Source organism: Streptomyces sp. NPDC043870, assembly GCF_056435785.1.
The window spans coordinates 106433-133219 of record NZ_JBWKDT010000025.1 but is presented as its reverse complement, the minus strand read 5'-3'; the positions used below and the strand labels follow the sequence as shown (position 1 = coordinate 133219).

Annotated in this window: 20 protein-coding genes and 1 pseudogene; 6 read left to right on the top strand and 15 right to left on the bottom strand. The window is 70.1% G+C overall.

Annotated features, from left to right (window positions below; translation table 11 throughout):
• Window positions 1-141 precede the first annotated feature (141 nt).
• From AC0699_RS26880 to AC0699_RS26845, 8 genes are read right to left on the bottom strand one after another with little or no spacing between them, the layout of a single operon-like run.
• Window positions 142-1134 (bottom strand): phosphatidylglycerol lysyltransferase domain-containing protein, encoded by a 993-nt coding sequence (locus tag AC0699_RS26880; RefSeq protein ID WP_478664939.1) that lies wholly within the window; start codon window positions 1132-1134, stop codon window positions 142-144.
• Window positions 1131-1661 carry a hypothetical protein gene (locus AC0699_RS26875; protein ID WP_478664936.1) on the bottom strand — a complete coding sequence of 177 codons (531 nt, stop codon included), beginning with the start codon at window positions 1659-1661 and terminating at the stop codon, window positions 1131-1133. Before AC0699_RS26875 ends, AC0699_RS26880 begins: the two co-directional genes overlap by 4 nt.
• Window positions 1661-2104, bottom strand: a complete 444-nt coding sequence (locus AC0699_RS26870; protein ID WP_478664933.1) for a type II toxin-antitoxin system RatA family toxin — start codon at window positions 2102-2104, stop codon at window positions 1661-1663. The genes AC0699_RS26875 and AC0699_RS26870 overlap by 1 nt, the downstream gene beginning before the upstream one ends.
• Before the next feature lies 1 nt (window position 2105).
• Window positions 2106-3401 (bottom strand): aspartate aminotransferase family protein, encoded by a 1296-nt coding sequence (locus tag AC0699_RS26865; RefSeq protein WP_478664931.1) that lies wholly within the window; start codon window positions 3399-3401, stop codon window positions 2106-2108.
• 17 nt (window positions 3402-3418) lie between these two features.
• Window positions 3419-4546, bottom strand: coding sequence for an acyl-CoA dehydrogenase family protein (locus AC0699_RS26860; RefSeq protein ID WP_478664929.1), 1128 nt, complete (start codon window positions 4544-4546; stop codon window positions 3419-3421).
• Between the two features lie 8 nt (window positions 4547-4554).
• Window positions 4555-6162 carry an aldehyde dehydrogenase family protein gene (locus AC0699_RS26855; RefSeq protein WP_478664927.1) on the bottom strand — a complete coding sequence of 536 codons (1608 nt, stop codon included), beginning with the start codon at window positions 6160-6162 and terminating at the stop codon, window positions 4555-4557.
• On the bottom strand, window positions 6156-8948 hold the full coding sequence (locus AC0699_RS26850; RefSeq protein WP_478664926.1) for a beta-ketoacyl synthase N-terminal-like domain-containing protein: 2793 nt from the start codon (window positions 8946-8948) through the stop codon (window positions 6156-6158). Before AC0699_RS26850 ends, AC0699_RS26855 begins: the two co-directional genes overlap by 7 nt.
• A complete protein-coding gene (locus AC0699_RS26845) occupies window positions 8945-12052 on the bottom strand; it encodes a non-ribosomal peptide synthetase (protein ID WP_478664925.1) in 3108 nt (1035 codons plus the stop codon). The genes AC0699_RS26850 and AC0699_RS26845 overlap by 4 nt, the downstream gene beginning before the upstream one ends.
• An 870-nt stretch (window positions 12053-12922) precedes the next feature.
• Here AC0699_RS26845 and AC0699_RS26840 point away from each other — a divergent pair.
• From AC0699_RS26840 to AC0699_RS26825, 4 genes are all read left to right on the top strand, one after another.
• On the top strand, window positions 12923-13747 hold the full coding sequence (locus AC0699_RS26840) for an alpha/beta fold hydrolase (RefSeq protein ID WP_478664923.1): 825 nt from the start codon (window positions 12923-12925) through the stop codon (window positions 13745-13747).
• 49 nt (window positions 13748-13796) lie between these two features.
• Window positions 13797-14588 carry a thioesterase II family protein gene (locus tag AC0699_RS26835; RefSeq protein ID WP_478664922.1) on the top strand — a complete coding sequence of 264 codons (792 nt, stop codon included), beginning with the start codon at window positions 13797-13799 and terminating at the stop codon, window positions 14586-14588.
• A gap of 216 nt (window positions 14589-14804) precedes the next feature.
• Window positions 14805-15338 carry an NADPH-dependent FMN reductase gene (ssuE, locus tag AC0699_RS26830; RefSeq protein WP_478664920.1) on the top strand — a complete coding sequence of 178 codons (534 nt, stop codon included), beginning with the start codon at window positions 14805-14807 and terminating at the stop codon, window positions 15336-15338.
• 240 nt (window positions 15339-15578) lie between these two features.
• On the top strand, window positions 15579-16709 hold the full coding sequence (locus tag AC0699_RS26825; protein ID WP_478664918.1) for a PucR family transcriptional regulator: 1131 nt from the start codon (window positions 15579-15581) through the stop codon (window positions 16707-16709).
• A 76-nt stretch (window positions 16710-16785) separates the two neighbouring features.
• Here the strand turns inward: AC0699_RS26825 and AC0699_RS26820 are convergent, their stop codons facing one another.
• Window positions 16786-18261 (bottom strand): aldehyde dehydrogenase family protein, encoded by a 1476-nt coding sequence (locus tag AC0699_RS26820; RefSeq protein ID WP_478664916.1) that lies wholly within the window; start codon window positions 18259-18261, stop codon window positions 16786-16788.
• Between the two features lie 557 nt (window positions 18262-18818).
• On the opposite strand from AC0699_RS26820, the gene AC0699_RS26815 reads away from it, so the two are divergent.
• A complete protein-coding gene (locus AC0699_RS26815) occupies window positions 18819-19478 on the top strand; it encodes a TetR/AcrR family transcriptional regulator (RefSeq protein ID WP_478664915.1) in 660 nt (219 codons plus the stop codon).
• 386 nt (window positions 19479-19864) lie between these two features.
• On the opposite strand, the gene AC0699_RS26810 is transcribed toward AC0699_RS26815, so the two are convergent.
• From AC0699_RS26810 to AC0699_RS26785, 6 genes are all read right to left on the bottom strand, one after another.
• The gene (locus AC0699_RS26810) at window positions 19865-20131 is read right to left on the bottom strand and encodes a hypothetical protein (protein ID WP_478664912.1); all 267 of its coding nucleotides are present in this window, start codon (window positions 20129-20131) and stop codon (window positions 19865-19867) included.
• Window positions 20132-20147: 16 nt separating this feature from the next.
• Window positions 20148-22181: an ATP-binding protein gene (locus AC0699_RS26805; protein WP_478664909.1), complete on the bottom strand. Its 2034-nt coding sequence runs from the start codon at window positions 22179-22181 to the stop codon at window positions 20148-20150.
• Window positions 22182-22537: 356 nt separating this feature from the next.
• Window positions 22538-22930 (bottom strand): nuclear transport factor 2 family protein, encoded by a 393-nt coding sequence (locus tag AC0699_RS26800; RefSeq protein ID WP_478664908.1) that lies wholly within the window; start codon window positions 22928-22930, stop codon window positions 22538-22540.
• Between the two features lie 107 nt (window positions 22931-23037).
• On the bottom strand, window positions 23038-24333 hold the full coding sequence (locus AC0699_RS26795) for a cytochrome P450, cyclodipeptide synthase-associated (protein WP_478664906.1): 1296 nt from the start codon (window positions 24331-24333) through the stop codon (window positions 23038-23040).
• 269 nt (window positions 24334-24602) lie between these two features.
• The gene (locus AC0699_RS26790) at window positions 24603-25019 is read right to left on the bottom strand and encodes a hypothetical protein (RefSeq protein WP_478664904.1); all 417 of its coding nucleotides are present in this window, start codon (window positions 25017-25019) and stop codon (window positions 24603-24605) included.
• A 588-nt stretch (window positions 25020-25607) separates the two neighbouring features.
• A complete protein-coding gene (locus AC0699_RS26785; protein WP_478664900.1) occupies window positions 25608-25907 on the bottom strand; it encodes a PadR family transcriptional regulator in 300 nt (99 codons plus the stop codon).
• Between the two features lie 491 nt (window positions 25908-26398).
• Here AC0699_RS26785 and AC0699_RS26780 point away from each other — a divergent pair.
• Window positions 26399-26533 (top strand): annotated as a pseudogene (locus AC0699_RS26780) (IS5/IS1182 family transposase); the annotation flags it as partial.
• Between the last annotated feature and the right edge of the window lie 254 nt (window positions 26534-26787).

Sequence of the window (26787 nt, the reverse complement as noted above, 5' to 3'; positions counted from 1 at the left end):
CCCCCCCCCCCCCCCCCCCCCCCCCCCCCCCCCCCCCCCCCCCCCCCCCCCCCCCCCCCCCCCCCCCCCCCCCCCCCCCCCCCCCCCCCCCCCCCGGCTCCGCGGTGGGCATCTGGGGTCGGCGGCCGCGGAGGCAGTCCTTCAGACGGAGTTGGTCAGGCGCAGCAGGTTCCAGACCGCGGCGGGACGCACGCCGCCCTGGAAAGCCACGTACTCGGGCTCCACCACATGGGGCGCCCATTTCCGCTTGAACGCCTCCTGGGAGCGCGCCGGATAGACCGCCTTGCCGTGCTCGGCGACCAGGCGCAGTGCCCGGGTCAGCCACCGGGAGGCCGAAGCCGGCTCGTGACGGTCGCTCAGGCCGGCGAACGGCGTGAGCCCGAGGTGGAGCCAGGCCGCTCCTTCGGAACGGAACAGTTCCGCCGCCGTGAGATTCACCAGCTCGATCGTGCCCACCGGGGCGTGAGGAGTCCGCCTCGTCAGGTCGTAGAGCCATCCGGGGCGGGTGCCCCATGCCGGCGAGTAGGTGACGTAGCCGACGGTGCTCCCGTTCTGACGGGCCACGAAGGTGCGCCGCAGCGGGGCACCGGGGCCGCCCCGCTCGCCGATCAGGAAGGACAGTTCCTTCACGTGCCGCCCCTTGGCGCGCAGCCACGCCGCGTCCACGGCGTCCAGTTCCGACTGGTCCGACGCGCGGGAGTCGGCCTCGACGACGGTGACGCCCTCACGCCGGGCGCGCGAGACGTTCTGCCGCACCTTCGCCAGGTGCTTGCCCCGGACGGTCAGCGCGGCCAGATCGATGCTGTACGACGTGCCGATCTGGTTGACCGTGAACCCGCGGCATTCGTACAGCGGCACGTCCTCGGGCCGGATCTGTGCGGCGGTCAGCCGGGCCGGCCGCGGCCCGCCTGCGACGACGCGTTCGAGGAACTCGTCGAGCAGCGCCCCTTTGTTGCCGTCCGCAGTGAACGGCCCGCCGAACTGGACGACGTGCCGACGACACCGCCGGTAGGCGACGAGCCCGGGCACCCGGGTGCCGGTCCAGCGCGTGGTGGCCTCGTTCAGTGCGAGTGCGCCACTGGGATGGTCGGCGTGGGCGCCGACGAGGGAAGCCTCCTCGGCGGCCCGGATCATCGGGAGTCTCCTGCCGGCACCCGGCGGGAGGAGGCGGTAGCGGCGGCCGGGCCCCTGTCCGGTCGTGCGGCGCCGGGGCCCTCGGGTGCTGCGGCCAGGGCCTGTTCGAACGCGAGGAACGCGGGATGCGCCTTGGGTTCGAAAGCCACGCCAAAGGGCTTGAAGAAGTTGCCCAGCAGTCCTCTGTCACCGCACAGGTGGACCGGCACGGCCAGCAGTGCCCACTCCCAGTCCACCAGCCAACCCCAGAGCGCCACCACGGCGCCGGCAGTCAGCCAGCTGTGCATGGTGTTGTACAGGACGTAGTAGCCGCGGTGTATCGGCCGGCCTTCGGCCCGGCGGTGGGCCCACGCGCCGGGCAGGTAGCCGAGGATGTCGATGTACGCGAACATGCCTACCGCCACCAGCCACCGGACTTCGTCCCAGTGGGCGGCCATCAGGCCGGCGCTGAGAAGCAGTCCGACGGCGTACTCGGCCCGCAGCAGGCGGAAGGTCACCCTTGTCTCGAAGCGGTTCAGCGGGTCCATCAGGCGGCCTCCCTGTCGCTGAGCAGGGCCCCGAGTATGTGCGCGATGGTCTCGCGCAGCACACGCTCCGCCACCGGGTCCACGATGTTGGCGAGCGTGGGGAGGCCGAAGTCGAATCCGGCGGTGAAGGCGACGTGGGCGCCGCCCTGGTGGCTGTCGACAGTCCACTCGCCGTCGAAGGTCTCGAAATCACCGTGGAGCTGACGGAAGGAGATCCGCAGCGCCGCGTCGTCGAAGACGTCCTCCTCGGTCCAGGCCAGTACGCCGTTGCGGAAGTCCACCTCCCAGTCGCTGCGGACCGATCCGTCGCCGAGGGGCGGGTGGACGGTCACCTTCCGCACGGTGTCCACGAGTTCCGGATAGCGGGCGAAGTCACGGATCCGGGCGTATGCCTCGTCAGCGGCGACGCCGGGGGCGTGGAAGTCGAGTCGTACCGAGCGCATCTCAGCACCTTCCTGTCGGCGTGGTGGAGTCGTGGGGCGGGTCGGGAAACCGTTCGCCGAGCGCCCGTGCGGAGTGCCGTACGGCGTCCGTCAGTTCCTGCGCCTCCGTGTCGGTGAGCACGGCGGGCGGGGTCAGCCGTACCACTGCGTGGGCGTTGAGCGAGTGGTTGACGATGACGTCGCGGTGCAGCAGTTCGAGCAGGAACTCGCCCGCCAGGCCCGCGTCGTGGAACTCGATGCCGATGAGCAGACCTCGTCCACGGACCTCCCGGACCAGGTGCGGGCAGTGCTGCGACATCTCCGTGGTGATCTGGGGCAGCAGCAGTTGCCCGAGCTGCCGTGCACGCTCCACCAGGCCCTCGTCCTCGATGACCGCGATGGCGCTCTCCGCGGCGGCCATGGCCACCGGAGCGGCGGCGAAGGTGGAGGTGTGGATGAACGGATCGCGGTCGAAGGGTGCGAAGGCGCGTTCCGTGGCCACCGCCGCCGCGACGGGAATCACCCCGCCGCTGAGAGCCTTGCCCACCAGGAGCACGTCCGGCACGACGCCCTCACGGTCCGCCCCCCACCAGTGTCCGAGCCGGCCGAGGCCGGTCATCACCTCGTCCAGGACGAAGAAGGCCCCCCTCTCGCGGCACACGGCCGCGACCGCGCTCAGGTAGCCCGCCGACGGCACCACCACGCCCGCCTCGCCCTGGACGGGCTCGACGATGACCACAGCGTCCGAGCCGTCCGGACCGAGCGCCCGGGCGAGCGCCTCGGTGTCGCCGAACGGCACGTGTGCGGTGTCCGGCAGCAGCGGCTGGAACGGGGCCCGGTACAGCTCCTTGCCGGTGGCGGACAGGGCACCGAGGGTCTTGCCGTGATAACCGCCTTCGGTGGCGATGATCCGGCGGTGTCCATGGCTGCGGGCCAGTTTCAGGGCAGCCTCCACCGCCTCGGCACCGGAGCCGCAGAAGTGCACCCGGTCCAGACCCTCGGGAGTGACCCGGGTCAGTGCGGCGGCGGCCCTTCCCGCCGCCGGATCCAGCAGGAGCCGGGTGGACAGCGGGTGGGTGCGGATCTGCCGTTCCACGGCGGCCACCACCCGCGGATGGCAGGCTCCGGCGAGAAACACCCCGTAGCCACCGCAGTTGAGGAAGGACCTGCCGTCCTCGGTACGCACGCGGGCCCCGGAGGACGAGGATTCCACATGACCGCCGAACATCTCCCCCAGCCGCCCCCGGCCGCTGCTGAGATGGGTCTTGTACAGGTACGCGGTGGCGTTGCCCCCGCTGGTCACCGGCTGCTGCCGCACAACCCCTCCTCTTCGGTTCACTGCACTCTCAGCGGAGCGCCGGCGTGGTGGTCGACCAGTGCCTGGGCACTGGCGGTCCTGGACGGGGGGTGGAAGGCCAGCGCCCTGCTGACGGCGAGGAGATGGCCGGTGTCGGGGGCGGCGGCGAAGGCCAGGCCGCCCAGCAGTTCGGCCGCCAGGTCGGCGGTGTCGACCAGCAGCTCCTGCACCGCGTAGCGGGCGGTGAGAGCCGCTCCGAGCTCCGGGTTGCCCACCACTCCGTCGTCCACCGTCCGGGCCACGTTCTCCGCGAGACCCGCGGCCGCCTCCACACCCATGACCAGGGACGCCCGGTCGGTCACACTGCCCCGGCCGGACTTGAGCGCGGCCTGTGCCAGACGGCCCACCGCGCCGGTGTACGCGGAGGTCACCAGCAGTTCGAACCACACGAAGCCCACGGTCTGGAGGGTGTCCAGCCCCGTTCCGAGCTCGACCTGGGGGCGCAGCATCAGCTCCGGCGGCACATGCACGTTCTCCAGTACGACCTCGTCGCTCTCGGCACCGGCCAGGAACGGCGAGCTCCAGAACGGCCGACGGCTGATGCCCGGGGATTCGGCGGGCACGAGCGCCACTCCCAGCTCGCTGCCGCCGTCCCCGTCGTCAAGCGCCACACCGGCGGTGAGCAGGTTCATCGAACGGGACAGGCTGCACGGTTTCTTGGAGCCGGTCACCAGGAACCCACCGTCAACGGGAACCGCGGTGACCCCTGACTCCAGGATTCCGGCCCCCGCCCGCCCTTCGGCGAAGCCCGATGCGACCAGCAGCCCGTCCCTGGCGATGCCCTCGATCAGCATCCACTCCAGGCCGCCGGCATCGGCCGAGGCCACCAGGGCCACCAGGGAGGCGACCGAGAAGTTGTGCATCGCGGTGGCCACGGCCAGCGACGGTGACAGCGCGCCCAGCGCCCGGGTCACCCGGACCGCTTCCAGTGCGGTCGCGCCCCCGCCTCCGTAGGCGCCGGGCACCAGCAGACCTGGGCCGCCGGTGGCCCGGAACACCTGCAGGCCGTCGTTGCCGGGTGACTCCAGATCGGCCAGCGACCGGTGCTCCAGCTGCCCGGAAAGGCCCGGCAACGCCTTGTCGCACGCCTCCCGTCCGGTATCCATCGCTCGTATCACAGCGTCTCCCGTGTGCCCGGGCCGGCGAACACGGCGCCGGACGGATCGATGCCTGCGGCCACGCTCACACCCTGAAGGTGGGTGGTGCGCAGCGCCGGATAGTTCGCCTCGCCGCCGGGTCCTCCGGTGAGCCCGGTTCCGCCGTGGGTGGGGAGCACGGGCAGGAATCCGATGTGGGAGTCGTTGACCTTCAGCAGACCCCCGCTCCGCACGCCGTCGACGAATGCCTGAATCACCTCGGGGTCCCTCGCCCACAGTGAGTTCCGCAGGCCGTACCGGTTGCTGTCGGTGAACTCCACGAGCTGTTCGAGCAGCACCGCGTCGGGCGCGCTCTCGGGCACCACCACCGGTAGCAGCGGGAAGAACGTCTCGTCCCGCACGGCACGGAGGGAACGCGACTCCTTCAGCCCGTCGACCCGGACCACCGTGGGCTCCAGGAACAGACCGCTCACCTCGTTGGGCGTACCGTCCGCATCGAGCCGTCGCCCGCCCACGACCAGCCGGGCCCCCAGGTCCACAGCCTCGTCCAGCACCTCCTGAAAGGCATCGGTGCGGCGGACCGGCGACAGCAGGGCGTCGGGCTCCTCGGGCATGCCCGGTCTGATCCTGGCCACCCGTTCGCACAGCTTGTCCAGCAGCTCGTCGGCGATGTCCGGGTGCACCACCGCGCAATTGGGCACCATGCAGATCTGCCCGGATCCGTAGAACGCCTCCGCCAGGGCGGTGGCGGCGAGGTCGAGGTCGGCGTCGCGCCACACCACGCAGATGTCGTTGCCGGCGAGTTCCAGCACGGGCTTCTTGCCGTGTGCCACGCACTCGGCGCCGAACGCCACGCCCTGTTCGCTGCCGCCGAAGTACATGATGTCGTCGACCAGCGGGCTCTCCAGCCACTGCCGAAGCGTCTGTGGTGCGTCCGAGCAGACCACGGACAGCACTTCGGCCGGCGCCCCCGCGTGCTCGAGTGCAGGGACGAACAGTTCGTGCACCGCGTGGAGCACGCCCAGCGGGGCGCTGCGCGGTGCTCGGACGACGAGGGCGTTGCCGGCGGCCAGTGTCCAGGCGCCCAGCATCACATTGGCCAGGGTGGCGTTCTGCGGAGGGTTGAGGCAGACAACCCCGTCGGCCACACGCCGCACCGTCAGCCGCCGCTCCCCCACCGTGACGTGCTGTTCCAACTGGCCCGCCAGGAACTCCCTGGTGATGGGGGCGGTGTTCACGAGAATGCCGGACACCTCCCACCGCGCCAGGGCCCGGGGGTGGCCCTCGGCCACCAGCATGTCGACGATCTCGTCGTGCTTCTCCCAGGTGAGCCGGTGCAGCTCCGCCACGACCCGCATCCGGGCCTCCAGGGGCCTGGAGGCCCAGGAGCGGACCGCTCCAGCGGCCTTGCTCAGCGCGGTTTCGACATCGTGCCGGTCACCCACCGAGCAGCGTCCGACCACCGAGGCCGGGGCCTGCTCGAGGGGCAGCCTTCCCTGTTCCAGATCCCGCTTGACGCGGATGGAGCCGATGACGTCCTCCAGCATCGCGGACGCCCGCACGGTGTACGTCCACTCGTCGGAGAAGGTCTCCCTGCCCCCGATGTAGGAGCCGTAGGTCAGCACGGTCGGATCGCCTCCCGTCCGGCCTGGCCGGCATCGTCGCGGTCGAGGTCCGCCACGGCCTCGTCGAAGGCGGCGGCCAGGGTCCTGAGCGGCTCCCCGTCGGCGAACATGGAGAAGTGGTCGCCCAGCACCTTCATGACGGTCAGCCGTCCCGTCAGATGCGACTCCCACAGGGACTTGTCGACCAGGTTCATGCGCAGGGCGGTGTCCAGCCGTACGGTGCTGTCGGCCTCTTCGGCGCGCAGCAGGACCACGTCTCCCCGGTACCGCTGGTCGGGGTAGTGCCCCTTGAGCAGGTCGTAGTTGTGCTTCCAGATCTGGTAGAAGCCCTTCTCGCGCAGCTCGCCGATGTCCAGGCCGTCCTCTCCGACGGCGTCCAGCAGCAGGGGGAACGCGTCGGCGAATTCCCCGTCGCTCAGGTGGCGGCCGACATAGGTCTCAGGCGGATAGCTGTCGAACATCACCAGGGATTCGACCTGCTCCCCCGCCGCCTGGAGTTGGAGCGCCATTTCGAAGGCCACGTTGCCTCCGAAGGAGTAGCCGCCCAGCCGGTAGGGCCCGTGGGGCTGCCGGCGGCGGATCCGCTCCAGGTAGAGCGCGGCCAGTCCGCGCAGGGAGGTGGGGGCTTCGGTCACATCGCGGGGGAACGACAGTGCTGTCAGGGGCAGCGCCGACCGGGAGTGGCGGACAAGCGCCGTGTAGATGAGGTTGGTGCCCCCGGCGGGATGGACCAGGTGAAGGGGCCGGCCTGTGCCTTCCCGGACGGTGACGAGGCCGTCGGACTCGCCCTGCTCGCCGGCGAGCAGGGCGCACAGCCGATCGGTCATCATCCGCGCCGTGCGCAGTTCGGTGAACTCGTCGTAGCCCAGGTCGGCGTCGAACTCCTCGCGCAGGCAGGTGGCGACCTCGACCGCGAGCATCGAGTCGCCTCCCAGGTCGTAGAAGTCGTCGTCGGGCGCGATGCCGGTCATGTCCAGGTGCCGCTCCAGGACGGACTGGACCCGGCGCAGGGTCCGGTCCGTGTCGACCCGGCCGGCTCCCACGGGTGTGGGAGCCGTGGCCGGGCGACCGTCGGCCGGGATGCTGGGGGAGGAATCCCGGCCGGGCTCGGGCAGCCGGAGGTCCGGCTGGATCCAATGGCTCTCCTCGTTCAGGGGATGGCCTGGGAGAGGCACCTTGCGTCCCGGGGGACCGTCCCACGCGGCGGGCGGACGGCCCTGTACGGCGGTCGTCCCCGAGGCCACCGCCCGCAGCCCGGCCCGGACCTCGTCGAGGGTGACGGCGTGGAGAACATGGGTGACGGCCATCCGGGCGCGGCCCGTGAAGAGGGTGTAGGCGAGGTCCCGGACCGCGGGTGCGGTGGCGTCGTCGGCGAGACGGTCCAGGAGCCGTGCGGCGGTCTCGCGCAGTGCGTCGTCGTCACGGGCACTGAGCACCACGGGATACGACCCGGTCTCCGCCGCGGCGGAAACGGCCGGTGGCGGCGCCGTCTCGAGTACGCAGTGCACATTGGTGCCGCCGAGGCCGAAGGAGCTGACCGCGGCGGCGGCCAGCGGTGCGTCCCGGTAGCGGACGGGCTCGGTGGGCACGGTGAACGGCAGTGATCCGTCGGCGTGGGGGCTCAGCCGGTCGAAGTTGATCTGCGGCGGCACGGTCTGGTGGTGCAGGACGAGTGCCGTTTTGATGAGACCGGTGACTCCGGCTGCGGCGTCCAGGTGACCGAGGTTGGCCTTGACGCTCCCGATGCGGCAGTCGGGCGCGGGGCCGCCGGAGGCGCGGTACGCGGCTGCGAGCGACACCATTTCCAGCGGGTCTCCCACCGCGGTGCCCGTGCCGTGGGCCTCGACGAAGCCGATGCCGGCCGGATCCAGGCCGGAGGAGTCCAGCGCGGCCCGGATGACGGCCTGCTGTCCGGCCGGGCCCGGTGCGGTGAATCCGATCTTCTCGGAACCGTCGTTGTTGACGGCGCTGCCGCGGATGACGGCGTAGATACGGTCGCCTTCCGCGACGGCGTCGGCCAGCCGCTTGAGGACGACGACTCCGCAGCCGTTGCCCTTCACCGTGCCGGCCGCATCGGCGTCGAACGGACGGCAGTGGCCGTCCGGGGACAGGATGCCGCCCAGCTGGTAGCGGTAGCCGCTGGTCTGCGGCACGGTGATGCTCACTCCGCCCGCCAGGGCGGCCTTGATCTCGCCGCGTGCGAGGGCGACGCAGGCCAGGTGGACCGCGGTGAGGGAACTGGAGCACGCGGTCTGGACGCTGAGGCCGGGGCCGCTCAGATTGAGCTTGTACGACACCCGGGTCGCGAGGAAGTCCTTGTCGTTGCCCAGCAGTACCGGATAGGTGAGGGCCGCGTCGGCGAACTCCTCGGATCGCAGCACGTTGGAGAGCAGATACGTGCTCATGCTGGTGCCCGCGAAAACACCCACCGGACCGTATTCGGGGCCCGGTGCGGTCGCCGCGTCCTCCATCGCCTGCCAGGCGCAGGTCAGAAAGATCCGGTGCTGCGGGTCCATCAGTTTGGCGTCCCGCTGAGTGACCCCGAAGAAACGGGCGTCGAACAGGTCGGGGTCCGCCAGATCGGCACCGCGGCGTACGTATCCGTCGGCGTGCGCCCGGTCGGCCGGCACCCCCGCTGCGCTCAGCTCGTGGTCCTCCAGGTCCCGGACCGATTCCTTTCCTTCCAGCAGGCGCTGCCACAGCTCCGTGGTGTCGCGGGCGCCGGGAAAGCGTCCGGCCATGCCCACGATCGCTATGGCACTGCCCGACGTCTGGCTGTCAGTCATGCGCGGTTCCCCCGTATCGACTCGATGTGCGCCGCGAGCCGACGCACGGTGGTGTGCGTGAAGAGCTGGATCATTTCCAGTCCAGGGACGGAAAGTTCCTCCTGGAGCTGTCGGTGGACCTCGACGACGTGCATGGAGGAGCCTCCGATGTCGAAGAAGTTGTCGTCAGGACCGAAGCCGGTGGTACGCAGAACGCGGCTCCACACCGCTTGCACGGCCGTGGCGGTCGCGGTCGCGTCCGCGGCCTCGGACATCGGCGGACCCGTCGGCTCGTCCCGGAGCTCCGGCCAGGGCAGGGCCTTTTCGTCGACCTTGCCGTTGACGGTCAGGGGGAGGGCGGCGGCCGGCACCACGCGGGAGGGCACCATGTACCCGGGCAGCCTGTTGCGGACTTCCTGGCGGATCTTGCCCTCGGCGGGCAGTTCCGGTCCGGCGACGAAGGCCACCAGCGCGGGGTGCTCGGGGTCACGTCCGTCGAGCCTGACCGCGCACTCCCGTACGCCCGTCACCGCGAGGAAGGCGGACTCGACCTCGCCCAGTTCGATCCTGAAGCCCCGCAGCTGCACCTGCTTGTCCATCCGCCCGAGGTGGACGAGGGTGCCGTCGGGGCGCACCAGGCCGAGGTCGCCGCTGCGGTACACACGACGGCCGTCCACGGACGGGAACCGCTGCTCGGTCAGTTCGGGCCGGCCGAGGTAGCCGAGGGTGACACCGGCTCCACTGACCCAGATCTCCCCGGGCACCCCCGGTGGACAGACGTGTCCGTCCTGGTCGACCACCGTCACGCCGAGGTGGGACAGCGGCCGGCCGATCAGGGAGGCTGTCTCCGTGTAGGCCTGCTCGGGAGTGACGGCCTGGTAGGTGACGTGCACGGTGGTCTCGGTGATCCCGTACATGTTGACCAGCTGGGCCCGTTCTCCCATCAGGTCGTACCAGGGGCAGAGCGCCGCGTAGCGCAGGGCTTCGCCGCCGAAGACGACGTGACGTACCGCGAGATCGTCGGCGTCCGTCGGCCGCATCACCTTGAGCAGCTGGTTGAAGGCGGACGGGGTCTGGTTCAGCACGGTGACCTGTTCGCGGATCAGGAACGCGCGGAAGTCCTCGGGCGACTTGGCGGTGACCTCCGGGACAATGGCCAGGCGTCCGCCGTACAGCAGCGCGCCGAAGATCTCCCAGACGGAGAAGTCGAAGGCGTAGGAGTGGAACAGGCTCCAGGTGTCCTTCGCCCCGAAGCCGAAGTCTTTCCGGGTGGCGGTCATCAGCCGCATCACGTTCCGGTGGGTGACGCGCACCCCCTTGGGGCGGCCGGTCGATCCGGAGGTGAAGATGACGTACGCGCAGTCGTCGGGGTGCCTGACGGCCGTGAGGGGCCGTTCGGCCTTCGGCAGGTGCTCCGCGAGCACAGGGGACAGCAGTGGTACGTCCGGCCAGCGATGCTCGTCCTCGAGCACCGTGAGCCCGTCGGGGAAGCTGTCGAGGATCTGGTGGATGCGCGCTGCCGGGGAGTTGGGGTCCAGCGGTACGTATGCCTTGCCCGCCTTCAGTACTCCGAGTATGGCGGCGATGAGTCCGGGGCCGCGGCGCATCGCGATGCCGACGTACTCCCCGGGGACATGCGCCGCGAGGTGTGCCGCGACGCGGTCGGCACGTTCGTTCAGCTCGCCGTAGGTGAGCGCGGCACCGTCGTGGACCACGGCGAGGTGATCGGGACGGTCGAGTGCGACGGTTTCGAACCAGTCGGCGAGGGAGGACGGGTGCGCGGGCACCTGGCCGTCTGCGGAATCGGGGTTGACCAGTTCCTCGAGCCGCTGCCGGGCCGGGCCGTCCAGGGCGGGCATTTCGGTGATGCGGCGGTCGGGGGATTCGACGGCCAGGCGGACGATGTGGTGCATCACGGCCAACGGGTCACTGGCCCACTGCTCGTGCGAGCATTCGGCGTGGATCTCGAAGTCCGTGCCGTGGTCCTCGACGTTCATCGACATCGGGTACTTCACCACGCGACGGGTGAGCGGGAGCTGCTCCACCGTGCAGTCGCCCAGCCGGACCTTCAGCGGCTGCTTGTAGTACGTGAAGGTGTGGTCGGTGCTCAGCGGTCCGCCGACGGCTCCCGGGCAGACCTCGCGTGCCGCGGCGGCCAGATCGAAGTCCTGGTGACGCAGCATCATGGACTTCGTGGTTTCCAGCGACCGGCACAGGTCGGCAAAGGTGTCGTGGGCGGTCAGGTCGCTCACGAGCGGAAGTGTGTTGACGAAGTAGCCGAAGGCGGCACGCTGGCGCACACCACGGCGGTTGGAGAGAGGGATGCCGACGATGGGGGTCCGGCCGCCGGTGCACCTGGCGTAGGTGACCAGATAGGCGGCGAGGAAGAAGGTGAAGGGAGTGCAGTTCAGTTCCTCGGCCCGTTGCCTGACCATCGCGCTGTGCTCGGGGTCCAGCCGCAGGTGGCGCTCTTCGCCGAAGATGGCCCCGTCGGTCCCGCGGTGGCCCTGCAGGCCGTCGTCGCTCAGCGTGGTCAGCCCTGAGAGCTGCTTGCGGAAGAAGGCGATGGCCTGCTCGGACTGCGGGCGCGGCGGTACCAGTAAGGAGGGCGTGTCCTGGGCGGATTCGGGGAGCTCCGCGTCGGGGTCGGCGTACAGCCGGGCGATCTCGCCCACGAGGTTGAAGTGGCTGTAGCCGTCGGCGACGAGATGAGAGAAGAACATCGTCAGGTACGCCGCGTCGTCGGCCTGGTAGAGGTGGAACGCGAACTGCCGCGGCGCGTCCGGCGGGAGGGGCGTGTCGGCCCGCCGGCTGAGCAGGTCGGTCACCGTGCGTCGGCCGTCCCCGGCGAGCACCGTGACGGGCACGAGATCCTCAGGATTCCCCTGGTGGGGACGGTGCACGGCCATGACGCGTCCGTCATGCCGTTCGAACGTGGTGTTGAGGGCGCGGACGCCGGCGCTGAGCCGGGCGAGCACCCGGCGCAGCCGCGGCAGGTCCACGTCACCGGTGATTCTGAACCCCGCTGCGAGGTTGAAGGCAGGGTCCCTCGGATAGAGCTGGGCGTGTGTGTACAGCTTGATCTCTGCGGGCGTTGCTGCCGCAGCGGAAGTCTCTGTTTCCATGGATGTATACCAACTTCACGTCAGTAGGAGTCCGGACGCTGCGTCTATCAGACGTCTCGTGAGCGTGTGGCATTCGATGCGGCAAAGCCCGGAGTCGCGCTTCTTCCGGGGAACTCCCCAAAGACCTTCAGCATGATTTCCCAAGAGGTCAGGATTTCGTGACCTGGACTCATGCGAGGAATGTCGGTGGAATCACCGTCTTGGGTGTTCGTGTGACCGCCGTGCGGAGTGGTCACGGAGCGCAGGAAACCCGGGTCACGCGGAGCACCGCCGACGTGACCACGGTGCGAGTGGGTGGCGCGCAGGATGCCAGCTTCATATGTCCCCCGTAGGCATGAGATGACGAACGATGCCGAGTGCGGCCTGGGGCCGCATCTTCGGACTCGCCCATGAACTTGAGAACTACCTGGTCAAGGTGGGTTCATGGGAGCCGGACGGCCAATCCCGAGTGCGCCGCGCCCGAGCCCCGCGAGGCGCCGGGCGTCGCACTCAGAACGATCCGACTCGTTCCAATCTAGGTCTCCATGTACCGGCCGTCAAGCGTCGATCAAGCGAACTGCACGGGCACGCACCCCTGTTGACCCTCCCTTCCCCTCGCGGTTTGCGCCACCTGTTACTGATGGGTACTATCCCGGCGGAATTCCTCGGCCGGTAATTTTGCGACCTCGCCCGACTGATCCACGCCATCGTTCGGCGAACTCTCCGCACGGCCACGCGCATCGCGCCTGGAACGCGGCCACACATACAGCAGGACCAAGCGATCGCCGCCCGACAGAAATCCGCCAGAATGAACGTGGCGGTATCCACTGCAGCACGCTCAGGGGGAAGTGCATGCTCCGTAATACCCGTGGACGAACCCACCCATCGGCCGTGCCGCGTCTGCGTCCGGCCGGCCCACTCGGTCTCTACACAGCGGGCCCGCGGAGCGGCACGCCCCTGGTACTCGTCCACGGCATCCGGCTGTCGGCCTGGATGTGGGCCCCGCACGCCACCCGGCTCGCGCCCGGCTTCAGGATCACCGCCTGCGACCTGCCCGGCCACGGGGCACTGCGCGAGGAACCCTTCAGCCTGGAAAGGGCCATCGAGCAGATCGACGCAGCGGTGACCGAGGCTCAGGACGCGACCTGCCGCCAGCCGTGGGTCGCCGGGTCCTCTCTCGGCGGCTACGCGGCCCTTGCACACGGCGCGATGCGTCCGGGCCGGGCGGCCGGTTTGCTGGTCAACGGAGCCACCGCACGGACGACCGGACATGTCGCCCGCGTCTACCGCGCGGCGGACCAGGTCCTGAACGCTCTCGGCGAGAGCGGCGCGGACCGTCTCAACCGGGGGCTGTTCCGGCTGCTCCTGCCGCGGGAAATGCACACCGCGGTGCTGCGCGGCGGACTTGCCATGCGCGGCTTCGGCGAGGCAGTCGCCGACCTGACCAGCAGGGACTTCCTGGCCATGGCAGGAATGCTCACCACTCCGGTCGTCTTCGTCAACGGCCGCAAGGACTGGCTCTTCCGCAGCGGCGAAGGGGAGTTCGTGGCCGCCGCGCGCCGCGCCGGTGCCCCGGTCCGGCTGGCTCACATCCCCGGCCACCACGTGCTGTGCCTCACGGATCCCGATGCCTTCAGCCGGGTGCTCGTCCGGGGCCTCCGCGAGCTGAGTCTGCTCAGGGCCTCGCTCGCGGCCCCGGACGCCTCATCCTCGTGACCGTCCTCCGCCCGGCCCACCCCTACCTTCTTTGCCTCGTGGAGGACATGTGACCCCCTGGTTGCGCACCCTGACCACCCCCACCCGTCTCCGAGCCCGGATCGTGTGCCTCCCCTATGCCGGAGGCACGGCCTCCGACTACCGCCCCTGGGCAACGGCCCTGCCACCGGGGGTGCAACTGGCCGGCGTCGAACTCCCCGGCCACGGCACCAATGCGGCGGCCCAGCCCGAGGAGCATCCGGAGGCCATCGTCCGCAGGATCAGCCGTGAGCTGGCTCCCCTCGCCACCGCGTCGCCCGTGGTGCTGTTCGGACACGGTACGGGCGCCCTCCTCGCCTACGAGGTGGCCCGCCGGCTCTGCGCGGCGGGTGCACCTCCCTCCGCCCTGGTGGTCTCCGCCCTGTGCCCCGCCAACCGGCTGGACCGCAAGGCCAACGGCGTCCTCGCCGAGCGCAGGGATCTACTGCTGGCCCACCTGAGAAACGTCGGCCATCCGCGGCCGGAAGCACTCGCCTCGCCCGACATGCGCGCCGCCGTGCTGCGCACGGCCCGCGCCGATCTGAGAATCCTGGCCCATGCACCTGCCCCGGGCGCCCCGCTCGGCGTGCCGCTGCTCGCACTGGCGGGAAGCTACGACCCCCTCTACCCACCGCACCTGGTGGCCCATTGGCAGCGGCACACCCGGCACTGGCTCGGCCTGCGGATCCTGCCGGGCGACCATTTCTTCCCGTGGCAGAGCGATGAGGTACCCCGACTGCTGGGCGACGCCGCGACAACCACGCCCGGCAGGAGCGCTGCCGCCACCGGCACCCTCCTCGCCACCGCCACCGCCACCGGCTGACACGGACCGAGTTCCTCGCGCGACAGGGCAGCCGGGCACTCCGTCCCGCCACGGAGCACAGAAAGCCCGCCCGGACCATGCGCCCTCCGGCCGCCTGCACCGACACGCCGCCGGCCGGGCGGCGGGACCGCTGCCTCTTCGCCGTCTTCTGCGCCGTCGAGACTCTTCCGGCGGCGGAACCGACATCATCGATCACCCTGTGAAAGGACATCCTGGATGGGCACGATCCTCACCGTCTGTGCGAGCCCGGCCGCTCGCTCCACCACCCGGGCAGCCCTGGACGAGTTCATCGCACCGCGGCTGAGCCTGCGGGGGCACCGCGTGACCAGATTGTCGGTCCGCGACCTGCCGGCAGAACCTCTCATGGCTGCTGATGCCGACGAGCCGGCCATCCGACGGGCCGTGGACGAGTGGGCCGCCGCCGACGGCATTGTCATCAGCACCCCCGTTTACAAGGCGTCCTTCGCCGGGCTCCTGAAGGTCTTCCTCGACCTCCTCCCCAGAGAAGCACTGAGCGGCAAGCCGGTTCTCCCGCTGGCGGTCGGCAGCTCCCGTCTGCACGGTCTGGCGCTGGACTACGCGCTGCAGCCGGTTCTGAACTCCATGGGCGCCCGTCACGTGGTCCCCGGTTGCTATGTCACCACCCGGGACCTCAAGGAGTCCGCGTCAGCCGCGACCGCCCTGGAGAGGGCGGCGGACCGTCTGCTCAGGGCCCTTGACACCGTGCCCGTCCACGAGACGACCTTCTGAACCGCCGGGCGGCGTGAAGGTGCCGCCGCGTCCCGCGTCGCCCGCCCCCTCCGGTCCCCCGAGGCGACTACGTGATCGCCGGGGGTTCCACCGGCTGCCCCCGGCCGACGTCCGGACCGCCACACTATGCTTGTGCCGACCAACAGTACTGACGCTCCATCAACGGGTTCGGGCATGCACACATCCACAGGCGAAAGGTCCGCCGACGAAGGGGAGTCAGCGAACACGACGCCGGCTCGGGTGGGAACTCCGACAGCCCATCTGGCCGAGGTCCTCGGGGACCGTTTCGACCAACTGGCCGACGCCGCCACAGCGGCCATCCTGGAGCAGATGCCCAGCTTCCACGACTGCGGCCCGGAGGACGCCGACCTGACCGCCACGGTGCGGGAGTTCCTGTACGCCGGGATCAACGCCCTCGCGGAGTCCCGTACGGAAACCACGGCGTTGGAGGCGGATTCGGCGCGGGCGTACGGTGCCCGCAGCGCAGGGCAGGGCATACCGCCCGACGAACTGACCCTCAGTTTCTACGTCGCGCTGCGCGCGGTGTGGGTCGAGTTCCCCTGGAGCAACGCTCAGGGCGATGTCCTCACCACACTGATCGGCGCCGTGGAACGGTCCATGCTCTGGCTGCAGAACATCACCACAGCCGTGAGCGCCGGCCATCACGACGCCCTCGTCGGCACATGGCTCGACGTGGGTGTGGTGGGCCAGCAACTGCTCAACGCACTGGACGACACGACCACGTCCGATCCCAACGTGCGGCTCGTGCTGGAGCGCCTTGGCATGGACCCCGCCGGAAACTTCCAGGTGTGGGTCGCTCCGCAACCCGGCGACAGCTCCGCCGGGCAGATGCTGTACGCGCGGCTGAGCCAAGAGCCCGGCCGTTGCGCCGTCGTCGCCACCGACGGGCAGTTGGTGGTGGTCAGCCAGCGGATCGACGCGTCGGTGATCGAGGCGGCCCTGTCCGAGGCGGGCGCCTCCGTGATCGGCGCGGGGCTGCAGAGGGAAGGGGTGGCGGGGGCTCGCCGCAGCCTGAGCGACGCCCGCAGCGCCCTGCGTTCCGCCCGGCACCGGCCCGGCGTTCACCGTTATGCCGACCTGTGGCTGTTCGCCCTGGCCGCGGACTCCGCAGGCACCACACAGCCTCTGCTCAGGGACGCCCTCACCGCAGCACGCGAGCATCCCCACCTGGCCGATGCCGTACGTGCCTTCGCCGACCACGGCTTCTCGGTCGCCGCGGCTGCCCGGGCACTGCACCTGCACGCCAATACGCTCTCCTACCGGCTGGACCGCTGGCACGAGCTGACCGGCCTGGACTGCCGCAACTACATGGGGCTGGTCACCTCGCGCACGGCGATCGGACTCGCCTGAGCCGCGTCGACGCAGCCGGACGGAACCACCGGCCACCGCCAGGACCACGGTCCGTCGCGCGTGTGTTTCCGTCCGCTCACCGGGAGTACAGCCAGGTGATGAGGCGCTCAAGCCGGGCCATGTCATGCTCGCCGCGCGCGTAGGTGGAGACGGCCAGCGGTACATCGAACAGCTTGCGCGTACGGGCCGTGGGCACCGTGAACTCCCTCAGCCCATCGGCACCATGGATGCGTCCGAAGCCGGACCTGCCACGTCCGCCGAACGGCAGGGCGGGTACGGCCGGGAACGACAGCACATCGTTGATGCTGGTCATTCCGGCGCGCATCCGGTCCGCCAGAGCGGCGGCGCCCCGGCGCGCGAACACCGCGCCACCGAGCCCGTAGTCGGAGTCATTGGCCAGCTCGACGCCCTCCGCCGCGTCCGCCACCCGGTTGACCACGAGAACCGGGCCGAAGGTCTCCTCCCGCATCGCGGCGGAATCCTCCGGGACATCGGCCAGGATCACCGGGCCGGTCACATAGGGCGGCTGAACGGATTCCGGGCCCCCCACCACGGCACGTCCGCCACGGGCCAGTGCGTCCTCGATGTGCCGGCGGATGACATCCAGCTGACCCGGCATGGTGATGCGTCCGAAGTCCGTGCGTGCCCGCACCTCACGGCCCCGCTTCGCCAGCAGAGCGAGGAACCGGTCGTACACGGCGTCTGCCACATAGACCCGTTCGATGCCGGCGCAGGACTGCCCGGCGTTGCTGCACCCACCCCAGAGGGCTGCCTCCACAGCAGACGGAACATCCGCGTCCGCAGCCACCACCATGGCGTCCTTGCCGCCGAGTTCCAGAAGGACCGGCGTCAACGACGCAGCGCAGGTCGCCAGGACCCGGGCCCCGGTGGCCGGGGAACCGGTGAACGCGATCTTGTCCACACCCGCGGTGCACAGAGCGGCGCCGGTGGCGCCGTCCCCCGGGGTGAGCTGGAGCACGAACCTCCCCGGCGCTGCCTCCTCGAACGTGTCCACCAGCCACTGTCCGACGGCCGGGGTGTACTCGCTGGGCTTGAACACCACCGTGTTGCCCGCCGCCAGGGCGTAGGCGATGGATCCGACCGGTGTGTGCACCGGATAGTTCCACGGGCCGATCACACCGATCACGCCGTAGGGCCGGTACTCCACAGTGGCGAGTTGATTCAGCATCAGCAGCCCCGACGGGACGCGGCGCCGCGACAGCACCCTGCGCGCGTTGCGGGCGGACCAGTCCACATGAGCCAGGGCGGCCATCATCTCGACGACGGCGTCGGCCCGTACCTTGCCGTTCTCGCGTTGGAGCAGATCGAGGATCTCCGGCAGCCGACGGGCCATCACCCGACGCCATTTCACAAGACGGGCACGCCGACCGTCGTGCCCGATCCCCCGCCACCAAGCCCCCGCTTCTTTGGCCCGGGCGACCTTTTCCCCGACCTTGGCCTCGTCGTCCGCCGGGAAGGCGGCCATGGGCCGGGAGCCGGCCGGGGAGTGCGAGGCCGTCTCCGTCGCGCCGGATTCTACGGTGGAGGCCATGTGGAAGTGCCCTTTCGTGGAGGTGTGACCGAGCGGACCGGCCGCGGCGACGGATGCGCATCCGTGGTGCATGGCGGTCGACGGCCTTCAGCACCATGCGGTTGGACCAAGCGCCGGCCGACGGCTCACGCCCGAGGGTCCTGCGGTTCTCCCCGCACATGCACAACATTCCGCTACGGCAGCCTTGACAGTGCCGTGGCGCCGTTTCTACTGTAAAACGAAACGAGCCGTTCTGACCAGGGGGCCGGGAACCCTCTCCCCCACATGACACGGGCCCCCGGCGGGACGCGCTCGCTCAACTCCACCCCCCGGGTCGACTCCCCGCCGTGGAACTGACGCGCAATCACACGAGTGAGGACCTGCGACTTGCCAGCCCGCACATGCCGGCGCGCCCGGACGTGCACGGCTGACTACCGGCCACAGCCACCGGTTGCGCTGGGCACCCGGTGGGCCACAGCTGCACTCTTGCGGCCCATAATGAATACGAACCGACTCGTTCTGGCATGAAGCAGTCGGTCATCCAACCCACCCCTGAACACGTGTTGGAGGAGAGGCGAATGGGGACCAAGCGGACCTTGCAGAGCGTCGTGGACATAAGCGGCCCGCATCGCCGGGACCTCGAGGCGAGGAGGCGCATCCTCACTTCCACCCTCGATCTGCTGGAGGAGCGCGGGTACGCCCGCATGACCATCGAGCAGGTGGCTGTCAGCGCCAAGGTCGGCAAGGCCACCCTTTACCGGTCATGGCCCAACAAGGCTGCGCTGGTTCTCGACGCTGTCCGCAGCCAGCTCAAAGAAGTGCCCACCGCGGAGACCGGGAACACACGCGAGGAACTGCTCAGTGTGGCAAAGGAAGCTCTCGCCAGCTTCTTCGGCTCACCACAGGTACAGGCCATCCTTCCCGCGCTCGTCGCCGACACCGCGCAGAACCCCGAACTGCGCCGGCAGCTCCGCGAAGAGGTGATCGAGCCACGCCGAGCCCGGTCACGCACCGTACTGGAACGGGCGATCAGCCGAGGCGACCTCCCCGAGGACACAGACATCTCCCTGGCCCTGGAAATGTGGGCGGGTGCGATGATGTTCCGCAGTGTCTTCTACGACAGCGGGTACGACGACGACATCCTCGCCCGACTGGTGGACGCCACGCTGGCCTCCCCGCCACGCTTCCACGCCGACATCGCAAACGGACCCATTGACGACGCTCGCCAAGGCTCCTGACCCCTCGCCACCAACGCGTTCACCTTTACGGTGCGACGCCCACCCGGCTCGCCAGCCCCTTTATCCTCACCGAGCACACATCCCGCGTCCACTGGGGAATCCCCAAAATGCCGTCGCCCGATCCCGTGGATTCCACAGGTACCGGCGGGACGGTCCGGCGCCCCGGGGCTGTGCCGCGCGACGCCTGCCCGTGCCGGACGGAGGGTTCGGACGTGGGGAGGAGCCGTGGAGCCTCGCCCGCCGTGGCCCCGCCCCCCCGAGGTCTTGCGGCTGCCCGCACCGCCGAGGACCGTTCCGCGAACATGTGGCTCCTCGCCCCCAGCTGTGGAAGGACCACCTGGCCAAGTAGGCCTCACCGTGGAGACGATCACTGCGATCGGGGACCGTCAGTGCCGGGGATGCCCTGCGTGCTGTACGAGGCGGCGGCGTTCGAGGGCCGCGGCGAGGGCGTAGGCGCCGCCGACTGCGATGGCGAGGACCCAGTAGAGGCCGGGGGTGCCGAGGAAGAGCGCCGCGGTGGAGGTCAGGGCCAGCCGGACGCCGAGGCTGTAGTGCACCAGGTTGCGGCGTGCGGCGCCTTCGGCGAGGTAGAGCAGGCCGACGATGAGGCCGGAGCCGGCGAGCCAGAGGGCCAGGCGGGACTTTCGCAGCACGCCCTACGGCTCCGGATCAGACCTCGTGCGCCTGTGGTTCCCGTCGGGGCTCGCCGTGCAGTTCCCACTGCCACAGGGCCTCGCAGAGCAGGTCCAGGCCCTGCCGGAGGTGGCGGCGGTAGGTGCCGTAGGGCAGGCCGAGGCGGCGGGCGGCTGCTTCCTGGGTGGGTGCACCGGAGAAGTACCCCGCGGTCAGGGCTTCGCGGGCGCGCACTCCACGCGGGTCGCTGGCGAGTTCGTCGACGGCTTGACGCAGCAGGGCGCGCAACTCTTTGACGGGGTCGGCGAAGTCGGCCGCGAGGCGGGCGCGCATCAAGGCACAGGCGGGGAAGGCGCCCGCATCGCGCCAGTGCGCCAGGGCTTCGCGTACGGCCTGGTCGAACGTGGTGCGTGAGATACCCGGGGGTCCCGACTGGGCGGGTACGTCGGTGGCTGATATGAAGCGGCGGAGCCAGGTTTCGACGGGCACCTGGCGCCAGTCGACGCTGAACAGTCCGTAGGTGTGCTCGCCGATTCGCGGTCGCGCACCGGTGTCCGCGAGGGTGCCCTTGACGCGCACGGCCCAGGCGTCGGCGTCCTGGTAGACGGCGAAGCCGTACGCGCGTCCGCGGGCACGGGCGGCTTCCGCCTGGGCCCGGGAACTGCTCAGGTCGATGACGCGTGAGGGGACCTGGTACCGCTCGGGGTAAATCGAGAAGCGGCTTATGCCGATGTGCTCGCCTGGGCTGACGGGCACGGTGGCGTCGGTGTGCTCCCAGGCTGCCGCGACGACGGGATCGGTGGCCAGGTCCTGGGGGTCGGGTGGGGCCGGCAGGACGAGTCGGGCCGTGAACGCCACGATCCGGCCGGTGCTCACGAGACGGTAGACGCTGAATGCCTGCGGTTGGCGCTGCGCCCAGTAGCGGACGAGATCCGCGGAGGCGGGCCCTTCGGTCTGCTCGGCCATGCGGAGCACGACATCGAGGTCACCCGGCTGCAGCGGACGGTCGTGCACCTCGTCCTCGCGGGACCATGTGCGCAGGCGCGCCAGGGTTTCCACCTCCTTGAAGAGGTAGAAGAGTTCGTCGGTGACGGTCCACACACGCTCTTCGGATGCCTCGCGCAGGATGCGCAGGTACTCCTCCGCCAATCGCTCGCGGATCGTCACGAAGGCATGGGGTGCTCGCCAGCGCAGGTCGGCGGCCAGCGTCTCGCGTGCGGCGTCGTGCGGGTGGAGCCCTCGATGCGTGGACTCCATGAAAGGCAGGTCCCTCAGCCACGAGAAGAGCAGGTGGGCGTCTTCCTCGGGCAGTACCGAGGAAAGCAGTTCCTCGGACGTGGAGTGTGCCTGTGCCGCCACCTCCAGGGCTCGGCGGTGGGCTGCCGTGGGCACCTCGCCGATCAGCCCTGCCAACAGGGTTCGCAAAACGTCGGCCGAGGGAGCCCAGATCTCCTCGTTGCTCCAGCCTGCCGGTCCTGCTCCTGCGGCGGCTGCAAGGGACAGGGCCAGCGGATTGCCTCCGGCGAAGCGGAGCACCCGGTCACGCAACTCGGGCCGGAGCCGCGCCGAGGCCAGCAGACTGCGGGCTTGTTCTTCGGCGAACGGCTTCAGTTCGGTGACGTGCAGGACCCCGGCCCATGCGGGGTCGGCGCTCCACTGCGCCTGCGGGGCGAGGCGGCCGGCCAGAACAGCCAGGGCGCCGTCCGCGGCGCGAGGAAGGAAGTGCTGCCACAGCCAGCTCTCCAGCCACTGGCAGTGCTCGAAGGAGTCGACGAACAGGACCGTGCCGGGAACGTCCAGGAAAGGGGCGGCCGCGCGCTCGAAGTCGGCGGGGTCGCGGCTGACGAAACGGCCGTCGAGTTCGACAGCCGACCGACCTGCCGAACGGGCCTGGTCCGCCAGACGCCGCACCAGAGTCGACTTGCCGATGCCACCCGGCCCGAACGCGTAGAACACGAGGGGCGCCTGTGGATCGCCGGTCAATGCCTCCGCGAAGCGCCCGAGTTCGTCTTCCCGGCCGATGAAAGCCCGCACTCGCGCGCTGCTCAGTCTTTCCCCCACGGACCCCATGACGGCTCCTTTCCCCGAACCGGCGCCGGACGGTCATGCCCGGACGTACCCATCGAGCCTCGCGACGGGCGGCACCGGGACGAGGCACGGATGGCGGCGGTCCGGTCCCCCGTTCTTCGGCGCCGCGCTCCCCATGGACGACGGCCGTTCCTCGCCCGTCATCGAAGTGGTGTCGTGTCCGGCACGTCTGAGGGTCGCCATCGATGAGCCGCTAATCCTTTCGGGATCGTAACAACAGCGTCCACGTGTCCATGGCCGGTCCTTGACGCCGGGAAGGCCGTTGCGGAAAGTGCCGGCTTCGGACGGCTCTGGGGCAGGTCCGCAAGTACAGAACTCTTTCTGCGCGCTCCGTGGCGTCAGGTGATGAGTCCCAGGTTTCGGTCGTCGGGGTGCCCGGTGAGCAGGAGGGTGGTTTCTTCGACGCGCTGGAAGCGCCCGTCTGGGGCGTACTGGCCGAAGAGGTACACCTCGGTGCGGGAGGTGCGACCGTTGTGCTGGGCGAGGGTGACGGTGTGGCGGTCGGCGTAACGCAGACCGTCGCGGAATTCGTCGTGGACCTCGATGTGGCCGCTGCGGACCAGGGAACGGAGGCGTGTCATGTGCTGGGCGAAGGCGGCACGGTCGCTCCACACGCCGTCGGTGCGCTGACGGTAGTCGGGGGTGAAATGCCGGTCGAGGGCTTCGGCGAGGTCGAGACCCGGGGTGAACAGCAGGTCGTTGATGGCTCGGGTGATGTCGGTCGGTGTCACTGAGGTCTCTTCCTGGAGGGGTGGCGGGTCTGGGCGGTCCCGGCTCCGGGAGCCGCGGAAGGTTGATCGTCGGCCGGCCTGCTCGAGGCCGGGACGGGGGGCCGGTGTCAGTCGTGGCTCGGGACGCCTTCGCGGACGGGGACGCCTCCGTGGCCCGTGACGCCTTCGTGGCCCGGGACGCCTTCGTGGACGGGGGTGAAGTCCAGGGACAGGGAGGCGGGGCCGCGGGTGTACAGGCCGGTCTCCCGGTAGCGGAAGTCGGGGCTGTAGCGGACCTGGTCGAGCAGGGGGAGGAGCATCGCGGCGACGGTCTCGATCTCGGCGCGGGCGAACGCCGCGCCGACGCACTGGTGGAGTCCGGTGCCGAAGGCCAGGTGCTGGGCGGCGGCGGTGAAGGAGCGGGCGGTGCCCAGGTCCGGGCGGTGGATGTCGAAGGTGTCCGGGGCGGCGAAGGCCTCGGGGTCGCGGTTGGCCGCACCGATCATGCAGAAGACGGTGGCACCTGCCGGGACGGTGGTACCGGCGAACACGGCGTCCTTCTCCGACTGGCGGGGAATGAGCTGGACCGGCGGGGTGTAGCGCAGGGTCTCGGCGATCGCGGCGGACAGCAGGGTCGGGTCCTGGCGGACCTGGGCCATCTGCTCGGGGTGGTCGATCAGGTGCTTGATGAGCAGGGCGAGGGTCTTGTCGGCGGGCTCGGTGGCGGCGGCCAGGACATTGATGATCAGCGCGGTGACTTCGCGATTGCTCATGGCTATGCCGTCGAACTCGGCGGTGCACAGCTTCGATATCAGGTCTTCGCCGGGGTGGCGGCGCCGCTGCTCGATGAGGGGAACGAGGTAGGCCTCCAGCTGCTCGGCGCAGTCCAGGCAGTGCCGGCGGCGTTCAGGGGTGAGGACGATGCTGGTGATGAACTCGGCGACCCCGCTGTGCCAGGCGGCGACCTGCTGCCAGTCCTTCTTGTCCAGGCCGAGGACGTCGAGCGTCACGTAGACGGCGAGGGGCTTGCCGAAGTCGTTGACGAGGTCCACCCGGCCCCGGGGCAGGAACGGTGCGATGAGCTCGGCGGCGTTGGTGTGGATGGCGCGTATCTGCTCTTGCAGGGCCTGCCCGGTGAAGCCCCGGACGACGATCTTTCGTTTGGCCGTGTGCTCGGCCCCGGTCATCTGGGCGAGGACCGGTCCGCGCATCACCGGCTCGGCACGTACCTGCAGCGTCTCGGTACTGAACGCCAGATGGTCGGTCAGCACCCGCTTCACGTCCTGGTAGCGGGAGAGGAAGTAGCTGTCGATCGCCGGCTCGTAGTGCACCGGTGCACGTTCCCTCAGCCCGGCGAAGTACCGGTACGGGGATGCGGCGAACTCGTCGGACAGGACACTGATGCCGGACTCGGCTCTGAGCATGGCAGGAGATCTCTCGAGGGAAGAGGCAAGGAGGGCACGGTATCCGCTCGCCGAGTTCTCAGGCTGGCGGGGCGTCGGCGTCCTGGACCGCGAGGGTCTGGCAGGCAACGGTCGGTTTGGCTGGACTGAGGCCTGTGTCGGGAGCCGTGTCGGCCCCTGCGTGCGCTCCGGTCGACAGGTCTCCCCGTCAGGGGTGGCCGCCAGGGTGGCCGTCAGGGTGGCCGTCAGGGGTGGCCGTCGACACCTACCCTATGGAGCCGGTAGTGCGGCTATCGCTGGGGTGAGCTGTCGCGTTGCTTGCGCACCAGGGAGACGGCGAGGAGCGCCAGGTCCACGGCGAGTGCGCCGGCGGCGAGTGCGGTCAGCCAGACCGGGCCGCCGGAGGCGAGATTGCCCACCAGATATCCGGTGAGGATCACGGCAAGTATCGCGTTCTGGATGTCGCTGCGCAGCCACCACCGTGCGCGGGGAGACTCCTCCTCGGACAGTCGCAGCGCGTACAGCTCTACGGGCCCGAACTCCTCTTCGGGCGCGCGTTCGGTGGCGGCGAGGTGGTCGGCGGCTTCCCCGGTGAGCTCTGCGGCGCGTGCCCGGGGCACAGCGTGGCGCTCTTCGAGCAGCTGGGTCAGTCGGCGGAGCCAGTGCTCACTCCCGATCGTGTTCTGAGCGTCCGTCCGAGGTTGCATGGTGACTCCTTCAGGGTCTGCGGTTGGTTTGTCCCGTGTGGCCCACCCGAGCAGCGCGAGGCCCAGTAGGCACAGGACTGGGGCGGGTAGGTGGCCGAAGGCCTCTCTGGAGAGGACGGTGAAGGCCGTCGCGCCCAGCACCGTTGCGGCGGGCCACGAGCACCCACCCCGCGGCACGCTGTCGCGATCGCGAGGCGGTGGCCGCGAGGTGGCCGCCCGTCAGGGCTATGGCGATGGACGATGAGCCGACCAGCCCGCCAGGGGTCAGAGCCAGCGTGTATCCGTTTGCGACCCACAGGCAGGCGCCGGCCACCAGAGCGGCCGTACCGATCGGGGCGAGTGCGGCGTGGAATGTCCCCGCAAGTGTCTGGCCGCCCCGGTGCCGAAGACGCTCCTCGGGCGGGACGCGCTCGCTGACCACAGTGGCGGCGTACGCCTCCGGCATGCCGAAGGCGTCCTCAGGGCTCTCACCGCTGTCCGCGCAGTGCTGTGCGACCTCGTCCAGCACCGTGTCCGTGAGGGTGCTGTCCACCGATTGTGCAGCCAGTGCCAGTCGAACCCGTGCGTTCCACCGGGTGACCTCATTCGTCATGGCAACTCCTCCATACTGTCGGCGAGGAGTTGATCCATCGCGTCGGAGAACTGCTTCCAGCTGGTGATCTCTTCACGCAGCCGGGCCCGCCCCGCGTCGGTGAGCCGGTAGACCTTGCGTCCCGGCCCGCCGTCACCGGGCTCCCACCGCGCCTCCACCACCCCTTCGGTCTCGAGTCGGCCGAGCACCGGATACAGGGCGCCGCCACGGACCGTGCCGAATCCACGGGCAGTCAACTCCTGCACCAGCGCATACCCGTGCCGGTCGCCTTCGGCAAGCACGGCGGCGAGCGCCATTGGTAGCACCCCACGCAACCAGCCGGACTCCACAGCGACCATCGATAGTCAACTCTACTTTCTACTCCGCGAGTCCGACTAGTTCGTTCTCAGACTAGAGAACCATGTGTCGGTACCACGTCAACAGCCACCCGACGGAACAACCTCGCCGACCGGTGCCGGCCCGGAGCCGAAGGCCGCTGTCCGAGCTTCGTCTCCGTTCGACTCCCACCGGTCGTCGTGCGGCAGCGGCCACACGCCCGCCTCGACGGGGAGCTCAACGCGCCCCTGACGCCGTGGGATTGCGATGGCGGGTGCGGCCGTCGTGGGCTGCTCGCAGGGGCTGCCCGGCAAGGGACCGATGCCCGGCACGAGCGGCGGGCCGGTGCCCGGCGTGAACGGCCCGGGGACCGTGCCCAGGTCGCCGGGCAGGACGGGCCTCGAACCGTCCACGGGCGCCAAGAGGCGCACGCTTGCCGGCCGTACGGACGTCAGACTGTCCAGGACGGTTCGGTGCCCGTGATGAGCTGGACCGGTCGCGGTGTGCGTTCGACTCCGTCGGTGTGGGGCGGCGAGAGGGGCCACTGACCGGACCGAGTCCCACGGACCGGGGCAAGGCTGGATCGAAGATCCACCTGATCACCGACATCGGATCACGGAGAGCCTCGGAGACATCGCACAACGCATCCGAGCACTCAGAGCCGAGAAAGAAAGGCCCGCTCTGCGGAGCGCTCGGCATCACCATCGCCTACGGCCACAAGGCAGTGGTGTACGCGCGGTGGCGGCTGTGCACCGCACGGGAGACGGCAGCCTTCGGCCGCGAGCGAGCGGGAGGCGATCAGCGCCTTCACCGCGACCTGGCGTGCGAGGACCGGCGTGCGAGGACCGGCGTGCGCACGTG